Here is an 11,030-nt window from a genome sequence, read left to right as displayed (position 1 = left end):
ACAAAAACATTAAAAGGACTAACTCCTGTGGAATTCAGGAATCAGTCCTTAACGACTATTTAATTATTGTGTCCAACTAATTGGGTTCACTTCAAAATAGTGACTGTTTTTATATATTCTTTATGACTTTACATGGATTTCCTACAGCAACGACATTTGCAGGGATGGATTTACTAACAACACTTCCTGCACCAATGATACTATTTTCACCAATTTCAACACCAGGAAGAACAATTGATCCTCCACCAATCCATACATTATTATGGATAGTGATTGGTTTACCAAATTCAACTCCATTTTTTCGCTCTATAGGGTTAATAGCATGAGCAGCAGTAAACAACTTTACACCAGGACCTAATAATACATTATCACCGATTGTTATCTTACATACATCGAGCATTACACAACCATAATTGCATAAGAGATCTTTTCCAATGAAAATATTATATCCATAATCACAATGAAAGGGTGGTTTAATCCAAAAATTACCAGATGTGTTGAGCAATTTGCGTAAAGTTCTACTACGCATATTTGTTTCGTGAAAAGTTCTTCGATTGTAACGATTTAAAATACGTGCCGCTCGATCTCTTTCTAGGACAAGGCGAGGATTGCTTGCATTATAGGGAAGTCCTTGGAGCATTTTTTCTTTTTCACTTAGTGTTTTCTTTTTCATTGTTAGATTATAACATGAATAGCAATATGACAAAAGATGTCAAGATAATTATGGTATAGTAATTTTAGAGGTGTGTTATGGAAAAAAGCAGATTGTTTTATATTCTTTATTATTTATTGGAAAAAAGAAAAACTACTGCTGAAGAATTAGCAGTAAAATTTGAAGTATCGACACGAACGATTTATCGAGATATTGATTCTTTAAGTCAAGCTGGAATACCAATATATGCAAATGTTGGTTATCAAGGAGGAATCTATTTAAAGGATGATTTTATCTTGGATAAAGCGTTGTTTAACGAGGAAGAGATGACATCTTTATTAGCTATTTTAAAAGCTGTAGAAGAAAGTGAACACTGGAATATAAAATCGATATTAGCGAAGTTAAATGGTTTTGAACATTTAGATGAAGATTGGTTGAAAATTGATTTAACTAGATGGGGTGATGATAAAAATGCGGATATTGATCTTTTTCAAAAACTTAAAAAAGCAATCTTGCAAACACAAACAATCATCATTGCCTATCATGGAGTAAATGGTCATTCTTTACGTATGGTAGACCCATACTATTTGAAATATCAAGGAGGTGGATGGTATTTAGAAGGATATTGTCATAAACGAGCAGCTATGCGTATGTTTCGACTTACTCGTATTTTAAAAATAGAAGTACAAGAAAAAACCTTTTCTAGACTTACCTATAATGAGGTACAAGTGGATAAGAAGGATTATGAATATTGTGAATTTCTATTTTCTAAACGGGTGGCTTATCGTGTGTATGATATCTTTGCAAGAAGTGCAATCGAAGAGGTTTCAACAGGCGTAAGTGTGAAAGTAAACCTATTGATAGATGAATGGATGGATTCCTTTTTGTTATCAATGGGGGGCGAAGTAGAGATTATAAAACCAGAAAGACTTAGACAAAAAATAGTAAAGCTTCACGAAGAAGCAATTAAGAAAGTAGGTGCTTAATATGAATGTAAAAAAAGAGTTGGAAGGGTATATTAAAGAGCATTATGTGGATGGAGATAAAATGCTTTCTTATCTACCTGATTTTGAAATACATCCAGATAAGATAAAAGCAATTATGATCAATGAGGTTGTAGCGAATGATGTAAAAGATGATTTTTATAGTGATAAGAAAAATCCTCTCTATATGGAGACAACCATTGCATTGTTTCATGCAGCTGGAATAGAGGTTGAAGATATTCAGGAAATTATTGATGCAGGTATCTATATTACGAATGCGGTGAAAACACCAAAGGATGAATATGCAATTGAAACAGCAAAAATTAAAGATCATGCTCAGATATTAGAAAAGGAGCTTGCTTTATTTGAAAATTTAGAAGTTGTTATGTTGATGGGAGATGTTGCGAAAAAGGCGTTTAATATGATAACAAAGAAGGCAAGCAAAAAGAATGCAGTACCATCTATTTCAACATATAAACTTAGAAATAGTGAGTTGTATTATGATGGCAAACGAATTTTTCCATCGTATATCATGACGGGTAAAAATATTTTGATTGAAAAGTCTAAATTCCAAATGGCTTCAGAAGACATTTTCAAAATGATGGATATTATTCGATAAGCTATGCTATGATACATACAGGGTGATAATATGAGTAAAGTTTTAGATGTTAATAAAATGTATCAAGCAAATCAATATTTAGAAAATAAAAAGATTGGATATCGTTTACATAGTGCAGGAGCTTGTGGCAATGAAGTTGTGGAATTAAGACAAACGGGTGATAAAAAACAAACACCTGAGGAACTGTGTAAGGTTATCAATGAGTTTTTAGAACCATACTTTATGCAATTGGTTCCAATCTATGAAGGTTCTTATGATTTGAAAGTAGTTTGAAGATTTTAGCTTGTGTAGACTAATAAAAAAACCAGAATTCAAAAAAATTCTGGTTTTTTTATATAGCGAAATGAATGGCCTTTAATTTTTTATACTTGTCTATTGCTTTATAATGCCCCAACAATAGAATGGGGAATGTACAATTCTTCCAAGTATGCTATATCCTCTATGGTTAAATGAACATGGAAAGCTCCACATGCATCGTCTAAATATTTGATTTTACTTGCCCCAATAATTGGTGCTGTTACACCTTTTTCAAATAAATAGGATAGAGCAATCTGTGTCATTGTACAATTATACTTTTTTGCTAATTCTAAAACTCTACCTACAATCTTTTTATCAGCTTCCTCAAAGCCATCATATTTATGAGCAGCTGTATTATCTGTTTGACTTCTTTTTGTGTTTGTATGCCATTCAGCTCGCGCTAATCTTCCAGATGCTAGAGGACTATAAGGTGTTAACAATGTTTTATATTGATTACAAACAGGTATTAATTCCCTTTCGTCTTCTCGATATAGCATATTGTAATGATTTTGCATTGTCACAAATTTTGCCCAACCGTTTTTATCAGCAATTTCTTGCATATTATGGAATTGGTATCCATACATTGCGCTTGCTCCAATGTTTTTAACTTTGCCAGATTGTACTAAATCATTTAAAGCGTTCATGGTTTCCTCTATGGGTGTTGTTTTATCAAAACGATGAATAATATATAAATCGATATAATCTGTTTGTAATCGTTTTAATGATAATTCAATTTCTCTATTAATTGCTTCTTTAGATAATTTGCCATCATTAAAATAAACTTTAGTAGCAATAAAGACATCTTCACGATTTACATCTAACTCTTTCAATGCTCTTCCTAAATATTCTTCACTTGTTCCTTTTGAATAAACATTTGCAGTATCAAAGAAATTAATTCCCAAATCTAGTGCGTGTTTGATGATTTCTTTTGATTCTTCATAAGGCAATGTCCAATCATGAAATTGTGTTTGATTATCTCCAAAAGTCATACAACCTAAACACAATTTTGATACTTGCTTATTAGAAACTCCTATTTTACAATATTCCATTTTTATAAACCTCTTTCTTACTTATCTAATTTGATAACTTAATTGTATCAGTTGGAGTGGACTCTAAGTCAATAAAAAAAGCAACATTTATTTTGTAGTTGATTTAGGAAGTTTTATATAATTTACTCCCATGGCAATAATAACACCAATGGTTGTTTCTAAGACACGAATAAAGACATAGTCAAAGATTGGCGCATTAAAGCGAATCAATGTGATTGAGAAGAAGATAACACACCCCAATGCCGCTCCTGTTTCCGACATATGCGTAAGTTTAGAAAACCATAGCAACAAGAAGATACAACCTACATTTATGAAAAGCATCCAAATAGAATCTTCACTTATAAAAGGCGTATGGCGGATAACAACCATGATAATATAGCCTAGAATACCACCAAGCAAGGTACCAATGATTCTGTTTTTTCCATAGATCAATGATTTTTGGGGATCGGTTTTCATGGATAGTACAACTGCAATTGTCATATAAAATCCAGATAATCCTAAAATATATCTACTTAGAATCAAAGATATTGTAACTGCAATTAATGTTTTATAAATTCTTGCTCCTGGAAGCATAAAACCACCTCGATTTACATTATTATAGCATTATTCCTTTTTTATGCTGAAGAGAAAAGCATAATCGAAAAGAAATAAGTAAAAAAAAACATAAAAAGTGCACCTATTTATGTTTTTTTGCATCTATATATTAGAGGGTATTTTAAATGGTGATAGTTTGAAGGAGTATTTGTGTGGATAAATTAGAATATTATGAAGTGGTAATAGAAAAAACAGTGATGAAAGAAAGTATCGATATGGTAGAAAAGACTTTGAAATTAAATGGGAAACCATCCATGCTTTTTTGGAGTCTTTCTTATCATCTAGATCCAGATAAATTTGAATATGTAGAGAAGCAATGGCAAAAGATAAGAATTGAAAATGCATTGCCTCCAGAAGAAAGAATTAGTTATATATTTTCAGGATATGGAGATGCCGTTTATGAATATGGGGATTGGATTGTAAATACAAAAGCATTTCCAAAAGAAGAGAATTTCGCATTTATTGTTTGTGATGGAATCCATAAACCAATTGTTTTTTTTCATATGGTGAATTCGGTTGAATTGGGTAAGGCATGTTTTGAAAATTGGCCTACAACGGTGGAAGAGACAAAGAATTTGATAAAAAAACATTTAGTACAGGATTTGATTGTATAAAGAAGCTTGTTATTGATTTTTAGATTGCACTTACATGATAAGTGTTGAAGTAGAGGAGGTTATATGAAAGTTTATAAAAGTTCCGTATATAAATTATGTTCATATTTTGTTTGGGCAATTTTTGTAAGTAGTTTTATTTTAATACTTCTTTTTATGTTATTAGGGGATAAAAAACTTGATGAAGTGGTTACTATTATTTTAGGGATTGCTTTTGTATTAGGAGTTATGAATGCACTATTACACTATATTAAAGTAACTGTAGATGATGAAGCTATTGTTTTTTCACTCTTTAATAGAGCATATCATAAAATATCAATGCATGAACCAGTTATCTCATCATATATTGTAAACCATTATGTAAATGGATTACCTACAGGGAAGACCTTTTATATTCGTGTGATTCATGGAGATAATAAGCGAAAAGATTATCGGTGTAGTGGATTTTCAAAAAAGACGTTTCAAAAATTAATTAGTGATATTTACTTGTTGAGAAATGAAAAAGCAACTCAAGATGAAGAGGTTGAGGATGTTATAGAAACAGAAGGGTTGAAGAAAACTTATCATATTCCTAAAGATGATTTGATGCTTAAGGAATATAAGCGACAAACGAAATTATGGATTATTTTCCTTAGCCTTTCATCAGTTATATGCATTGGTTTGTATCTTGTGTTATTGAATACAGGAGTCAACGCATTCTCATCAGAAATGATTGGACCGTTTTTAGCGATGATAGCAATGATTTTGATGATGTGTTTAGGTATTCCTTTTTTCTCGTTTAGAAAACAATTAAAAGCTATTTCAAAAGAAATTCCATCACGACTTGTATTGGATGATACATTTCTTACCATTGATGAAGAAACATTTGAAATTGCACAGATGAAAAGTGTAAAGGTAACACCTCCAAAATATAATAATGCTATGTCAAATCAAAAACGCTCAATGAGCTTTCAATACCAAGGAAAGAATTATGTATATTACTTTGGATATATAAATCCTCAATTACCTTATTATATGAAGTATGGTAACTTATGTAATCATTTGGAAGTAGTATTTAAAAAACAAAAACAATTTATTTATGAGCTTTAGAAATAATAGACATATCTATTATGGGGTGACCCATGGATTAGAAAAAACAGTTATTGTTGAAAGGAGAACCGTATGAATGAAGATTTTATTGCCAATAACCTTCCCTTGTTTTTAGGAGTATTTGGCACCGTGTGTGTAGGTTTAGTTGTTTTAATGATTGTTTCTGGAAAAAAGCAAAAACAAAAAAAGAAGGAGATGTTAGAGTCAGATCCTAATTTAGTGGAAGTTGTTTTTGATTATCCAGTCTTGCCAAAGGAAAAGGTACTTATGAATCCAGGACAAAGTGAATTTGTAATACATTCCATAAATAGAAATCCAGGTAAGGTAATTCGAAATAGTATCCTTGTTCCTGCTGGAGAAGTAGAACTAGATTTAGAATATTATCAAAAAATGGCAACTAGTAAACTGGCAAAATCATTAGCAAGAAGTACCAATGTGTTTAAAGTGGAAATGGGTAAGAAATATCTGATAAGTTATAATCTTATAGATAAAGTATTTGAATGTAGCGAAACAAAGAGAAAATAAGAATTTAAGTAGAGAAGTAAACGCTTTGGTTATTAGAATAGGTGCATATTTACAAACACTATGGATTGTATGTATGTACCTATTTTGGTATGAATAGAAATTGGAGGATAGCTATGTTATTAGGCGAAAGTCATAAAATGGTAAATAGTATAACTGTAAAAGATGATGCTGTTTTGTTAATGATGAATCATCAATATGTAGAGGCAGCGATTTTGTTGTTACAGAAACTTGAAAGAAATAAAGATGCGTCCATTTTATTTAATCTAGGATTATGTTGTTTAGAAAGTGAATTGCATGAAGAGGCTTTGAAATATTTAGAAGAAGGATTAATGTTGTTTACAAAAACAACATTAACAAGTTCTAAACCAGTTATAGAAGAAATTGTGAGAAAGATACAGTCACAAGCGAAATTGAGTAATCATTATCGCCAACCAATGTTTACATTTGAAATAGATCATTTTAAAGAGATGAGTAGAGATCGTTTTTTAAGAGTACTTGTTGATGTTTGTTATATATTGAAAAACAAGCAACGTATCATTGAAATAAACAATCAAATTGGTTTTAAGGAGTATAAGAATATAGATGATATTATGAGAAAGATTAAGGAGGATGAGGAATGAGTTTAAATGATGTAGTATACCAAATTAGTAGTTTTTATAAAAGCCGGGATAAAGAAGATCATAGAGAAGAAGTTTGGCAGTTATATGATGCAATAGAGAATTATGATGAAGAGTATAATAGTATGCCACTTACATACTATATTGCTAAGCATGGTGATTATGATTCATTAAAAAAACTATTAGCCAAAGGAATAAGCATTCCTACCAAAGATCACAATGGATATACGATACTTCATCAAATAGTGTATGGTGATAGTCGAGATTATTGTTCTTGGGCTGATGAATATAAGCTTGTTATGTTGTTGTTGGATAATGGAGTTAGTATTCTTCGAAAGAGTGATGATGGTATGAATGCATTGTTGATTGCTGCACAACGAGGCAAGCGTGATTTTATTAAAGCGGTTATTGATGCTGGTAAGAAATTGGATTTTGTAAGTCAGGATGGAGAAAGTGCATTACATTTTGCTTGTGATTATGCACAACGAGAAGCTGGAAGCTTTCACAAATATGACAAACCAGCATATGAAAAGATAATGAATGAAGTGATAGATGAAAGCAATGAGGTGCTGGTTCGGATACATAAGGATCATTTAAAATCACAAAAAGAGCATTATGAACGTAGCTTAAAAAAGATGAATGATGCTATTGAAATACTTCAATTGTTAATAGATGCGGGATTGGATCCTGATCAAAAGGATAATTATGGACATACAGCAAAAGAGATAGCATTTGCATCTTTAGAAGTTAGAATTCCTGCAATTTTAAATGGTGTAGACGCTGATGATTCTATGGAAGCCAAAACCAAAGGAATGAATATGATGCAAGCAATTGCGAAAGAAGATGTTGAAGCAGTTGCTAGCTTGTTGCAGTTAGGGAGTGATCCAAATGAATTTTATGGGGAATCTTATTATGTTGATTCTATTGATTTAGAAGGTAAATTGCCTTTATCTTTCGCTTGTATGAAATTAAATATAGATATTATTAAGTTGTTATTGGAAGCGAATGCAGATCCAAACTTAAAAGATAGTAATGATAAAGTTCCTTTAACATATCCACTTACTTCATATAAATCAGTAAGTGGAAACGTTTATGAGAATAAGGTTATCCCACAGCTTTTTAAACTTATGAAAGAACATGGTTTTGATTTTAATCAGGTAATAAATGATACAGGGGATACTTTATTAACATTGACTTGTAGAAATGTTGATCGAGCGAGCGGTTATAACAATTATACGTTTGAAGGTGTTTTCATAGAAGAATTGTTTAAGCAAAAAGTAGATGTTAATAAATGTGATTTAAATGGAGTAACCGCACTGATGTCAGTATGTTTAGGGGAAAGTAGATATATGGAAGATATCTTACTTTCTTTGTTGGAAGCAGATGCAGATATGAAATTAAAAGATAGCGATGGAAATACAGCACTGATGTATGCAGCGAAAAATGCTAATCATTCAAATGCAAAAGCATTTGTCGATTTGTTATTTGAATTTGGAGAACCGGATGTTAATGAAGTAAATAATGAAGGTAAAAATGCACTTGCATATGCAACAGAAAATAATAATGAGAATTTAGTTCAATACTTATTAATGAAAATATAGGAGGTACTATGGAAAAAATATTTTTAAATGCTTGTAAGAATGGACAAAAGGGAGTGGTGGAAGCATTTCTTAAAAAAGGTGGTTTGGATATTAATAAGCGAGATGCACTTGGTAACAATGCATTATTTTATGCCTGTGCTAAGGGTTCAAAAGACATCGTACGTTTATTGATCGATAATGGTGCAGATACAAGTGTAGCAAATAATATGAGTATGACTTCACTGCATCAAGTAGCAATGAATGGAAATAAAGATATTATATCTTTATTATTGCAAAGTGGATTGGATATAGATAGTACGGATAAAGATGGAAGAACAGCACTTATGTATGCAGTTATAAATGGTAAAAGTGAAGCGACAAAATATTTGTTGGAACAAGGTGCCGATAAAAGTATTTCTGATAATAACGGGCATAAGGCTCTTGATCATGCGACAGCCAATGGATTAAGAGATATTATTGTCTTGTTGAGTGAGGAAAATCAAAGTAGTGATGCAGTGGGGAATAGGCCATTACATCAAGCGGTGTACAACAACCAAAGTGAGGTTGTTTTAGTATTGCTTAAACAAGAGAGTACACAGGTGAATGCTGTAAATGATGGTGGTGAAACAGCACTTATTTTGGCTATGAAACAAAATAACTTACATTTGGTAGATATGCTTTTAGAAAATGGAGCCGATAGTAATTTGAAATTATTAAATGGAAATGCACCATTACATTATGCAAGTAAGTTTCATAATAAATTTGCAAGTATATCATTGATAAATCATGGAGCAGATATCAATGTGAAAAACGAAGCAGGAGAAACACCATTGATAGTAGCAGCCATGGTAGGAGCCAATGATGTTGTAAATGTTTTGATAGAAAATGAGGTAGAGGTTAATACAGTTGATAATGATCAACACAGTGCTATTTATTATGCTTCTGAAAATGGGTTTACTGAGATTGTGGAAATGTTAATTATGGCAGGAGCAAATATGTAAAACGAGAATTTGAAAGTATAATTTATAAAGGTTTATCAATTAGAGGAATCAAATTCTTGTTAATTAAATCGAATCTTAGATTTGGACGATAGACTAGTGAACATGTGATGCTTATCACGATTTGCTTTTCAGGTATTATGTGGATTAATGATCCACCAACACCACACGCAGCATAGGAATCATATTTACCAGTGTTCGCAATCTTTTTCATTATTTCAACTTGGTTGTTTTTCTTGTATATCCACCATAGATATCCATAGTTTTCTTGTCTTTCAACAAACATTTCTTTGATATAGTTTTCACTCACCATTCTTTTCTTGTTGTAAATACCTTTATTTAAACACAATAAGCCAATCTTAGCATATTCATCAGCCGTTATTGATAACCCCCAACCTGCTACATGATACCCCATATCATCTTGCACCCAGCCTCTTATATTTCTAGAATGGTAAAATTTTGCTTGATCCTCTGCACCAGGTATTTCTATATTTGATAGATTTTTAATATCTAATAAATCAAATAAGTATTTTTGGGCAAACTCTTTTACACTCATTTTGGTAGCTATAACAAGGATATTTGATAACACTTGGATACCAACAGTTGAATAATGAAATTCTCCAATTGCTTTTTTTCCACCAATTAAACCAAGTACAGTCTCACCCCAATTGAAACTTGTAAATACTTTTTTATATGGTTCATATTTAAATTTATAGGGTACACTCATGGTTAAGAAATTTTCTATTGTTATTTCATTAAGCTGTTCTTGGTTTCTTTTTAGCTTGTAATTGGGAAAAAATTCTAAAACTTTCTGATGAACACTTTTTATATATCCTTTATCAATAGCTATTCCAATCAGAAGTGAAATTACACTTTTTGTGATTGAAAAGTTATGAATGGATTCTTCTTTATAAGAATCATTATAATATTCTTCATATACTTTCTTATTGTCTTTGTAAGCAACAATCCCCAATATATTAGAATGTTCTTTTTTGATAATATCTTTTATATTTTCTTTCATTATCTTTCTCCTTTTTTAGAGAATAAGCCCTTTAGAAATACTTTTCAAGTACTTTTTAATGAAAATTAAGATTCGTTGGGTTTAGGAGTTGGTGCAAAGTATTAATGAATGCAATTCTTTTGAATGAAGAACCAGCATATTTATGATGAATATAAAAGTTGTAAACAAATAAAAGAGGCTGTGACAGATAGGTGATTTTTATCGCCTTGAAGGTTAACAGCCTTTTTTCTATGCCATTTTGTCGAAATTGAGTAAAACTGCAGTACTTAAAAAGGTCGAATCCATAATTCGACTATTTCTTTTATAATATCTTCTATCCTATGTGGAAAACTAATTCACTTTTTGCTCAGATTCCATTTTTCTTACTTTTTCATTGTGATAATGTCTTATATTAT

Annotated in this window: 13 protein-coding genes; 9 read left to right on the top strand and 4 right to left on the bottom strand. The window is 31.2% G+C overall.

All coding sequences use genetic code 11. The features are described from left to right. Positions 1-109 precede the first annotated feature (109 nt). Positions 110-673, bottom strand: coding sequence for a sugar O-acetyltransferase (locus M2475_RS10950; protein ID WP_277491552.1), 564 nt, complete (start codon positions 671-673; stop codon positions 110-112). Between the two features lie 77 nt (positions 674-750). Between M2475_RS10950 and M2475_RS10945 the strand changes: the two genes are divergently transcribed. The 3 genes from M2475_RS10945 to M2475_RS10935 are packed head-to-tail and all read left to right on the top strand — an operon-like array spanning position 751 to position 2,527. Beyond that, positions 751-1,638 carry a YafY family protein gene (locus M2475_RS10945; protein ID WP_277491551.1) on the top strand — a complete coding sequence of 296 codons (888 nt, stop codon included), beginning with the start codon at positions 751-753 and terminating at the stop codon, positions 1,636-1,638. Position 1,639: 1 nt separating this feature from the next. Beyond that, the gene (locus M2475_RS10940) at positions 1,640-2,254 is read left to right on the top strand and encodes a uracil-DNA glycosylase family protein (RefSeq protein WP_277491550.1); all 615 of its coding nucleotides are present in this window, start codon (positions 1,640-1,642) and stop codon (positions 2,252-2,254) included. Positions 2,255-2,284: 30 nt separating this feature from the next. Beyond that, complete coding sequence (locus M2475_RS10935; RefSeq protein WP_277491549.1) at positions 2,285-2,527, top strand: hypothetical protein; 243 nt, start codon at positions 2,285-2,287, stop codon at positions 2,525-2,527. A gap of 107 nt (positions 2,528-2,634) precedes the next feature. Here M2475_RS10935 and M2475_RS10930 read toward each other — a convergent pair whose 3' ends face one another. Both M2475_RS10930 and M2475_RS10925 read right to left on the bottom strand, forming a co-directional pair. Further along, the gene (locus M2475_RS10930) at positions 2,635-3,600 is read right to left on the bottom strand and encodes an aldo/keto reductase (RefSeq protein ID WP_277491548.1); all 966 of its coding nucleotides are present in this window, start codon (positions 3,598-3,600) and stop codon (positions 2,635-2,637) included. Positions 3,601-3,687: 87 nt separating this feature from the next. Continuing rightward, positions 3,688-4,173, bottom strand: coding sequence for an FUSC family protein (locus M2475_RS10925; RefSeq protein ID WP_277491547.1), 486 nt, complete (start codon positions 4,171-4,173; stop codon positions 3,688-3,690). Positions 4,174-4,346: 173 nt separating this feature from the next. Between M2475_RS10925 and M2475_RS10920 the strand changes: the two genes are divergently transcribed. The 6 genes from M2475_RS10920 (at position 4,347) to M2475_RS10895 (ending at position 9,617) form a co-directional block, all read left to right on the top strand. Further along, entirely contained in the window at positions 4,347-4,808 is a 462-nt protein-coding gene (locus M2475_RS10920) for a hypothetical protein (protein WP_277491546.1), read from the top strand. A gap of 63 nt (positions 4,809-4,871) precedes the next feature. Further along, the gene (locus M2475_RS10915) at positions 4,872-5,894 is read left to right on the top strand and encodes a hypothetical protein (protein ID WP_277491544.1); all 1,023 of its coding nucleotides are present in this window, start codon (positions 4,872-4,874) and stop codon (positions 5,892-5,894) included. Between the two features lie 72 nt (positions 5,895-5,966). Further along, on the top strand, positions 5,967-6,419 hold the full coding sequence (locus tag M2475_RS10910) for a hypothetical protein (RefSeq protein ID WP_277491541.1): 453 nt from the start codon (positions 5,967-5,969) through the stop codon (positions 6,417-6,419). A gap of 113 nt (positions 6,420-6,532) precedes the next feature. After that, positions 6,533-7,039, top strand: coding sequence for a tetratricopeptide repeat protein (locus tag M2475_RS10905; RefSeq protein ID WP_277491539.1), 507 nt, complete (start codon positions 6,533-6,535; stop codon positions 7,037-7,039). Beyond that, positions 7,036-8,637: an ankyrin repeat domain-containing protein gene (locus M2475_RS10900; RefSeq protein WP_277491538.1), complete on the top strand. Its 1,602-nt coding sequence runs from the start codon at positions 7,036-7,038 to the stop codon at positions 8,635-8,637. The genes M2475_RS10905 and M2475_RS10900 overlap by 4 nt, the downstream gene beginning before the upstream one ends. 8 nt (positions 8,638-8,645) lie before the next feature. Next, positions 8,646-9,617, top strand: coding sequence for an ankyrin repeat domain-containing protein (locus M2475_RS10895; RefSeq protein WP_277491536.1), 972 nt, complete (start codon positions 8,646-8,648; stop codon positions 9,615-9,617). Positions 9,618-9,639: 22 nt separating this feature from the next. Here M2475_RS10895 and M2475_RS10890 read toward each other — a convergent pair whose 3' ends face one another. Beyond that, complete coding sequence (locus tag M2475_RS10890) at positions 9,640-10,635, bottom strand: serine hydrolase (RefSeq protein ID WP_277491535.1); 996 nt, start codon at positions 10,633-10,635, stop codon at positions 9,640-9,642. Positions 10,636-11,030 lie beyond the last annotated feature (395 nt).

Source organism: Breznakia sp. PF5-3 (genome assembly GCF_029504745.1).
GTDB lineage: Bacteria > Bacillota_I > Bacilli_A > Erysipelotrichales > Erysipelotrichaceae > Breznakia.
The sequence above is the reverse complement of the archived record's forward strand: the minus strand, read 5'-3'. Positions and strand labels throughout refer to the sequence as shown.

Coding starts and splice junctions, on each gene's coding strand:
- M2475_RS10940 (WP_277491550.1), top strand. CDS start 1,640: ATGAATGTAAAAAAAGAGTTGGAAGGGTATATTAAAGAGCATTATGTG.
- M2475_RS10935 (WP_277491549.1), top strand. CDS start 2,285: ATGAGTAAAGTTTTAGATGTTAATAAAATGTATCAAGCAAATCAATAT.
- M2475_RS10910 (WP_277491541.1), top strand. CDS start 5,967: ATGAATGAAGATTTTATTGCCAATAACCTTCCCTTGTTTTTAGGAGTA.
- M2475_RS10890 (WP_277491535.1), bottom strand. CDS start 10,635: ATGAAAGAAAATATAAAAGATATTATCAAAAAAGAACATTCTAATATA.
- M2475_RS10950 (WP_277491552.1), bottom strand. CDS start 673: ATGAAAAAGAAAACACTAAGTGAAAAAGAAAAAATGCTCCAAGGACTT.
- M2475_RS10895 (WP_277491536.1), top strand. CDS start 8,646: ATGGAAAAAATATTTTTAAATGCTTGTAAGAATGGACAAAAGGGAGTG.
- M2475_RS10930 (WP_277491548.1), bottom strand. CDS start 3,600: ATGGAATATTGTAAAATAGGAGTTTCTAATAAGCAAGTATCAAAATTG.
- M2475_RS10900 (WP_277491538.1), top strand. CDS start 7,036: ATGAGTTTAAATGATGTAGTATACCAAATTAGTAGTTTTTATAAAAGC.
- M2475_RS10905 (WP_277491539.1), top strand. CDS start 6,533: ATGTTATTAGGCGAAAGTCATAAAATGGTAAATAGTATAACTGTAAAA.
- M2475_RS10915 (WP_277491544.1), top strand. CDS start 4,872: ATGAAAGTTTATAAAAGTTCCGTATATAAATTATGTTCATATTTTGTT.
- M2475_RS10945 (WP_277491551.1), top strand. CDS start 751: ATGGAAAAAAGCAGATTGTTTTATATTCTTTATTATTTATTGGAAAAA.
- M2475_RS10925 (WP_277491547.1), bottom strand. CDS start 4,173: ATGCTTCCAGGAGCAAGAATTTATAAAACATTAATTGCAGTTACAATA.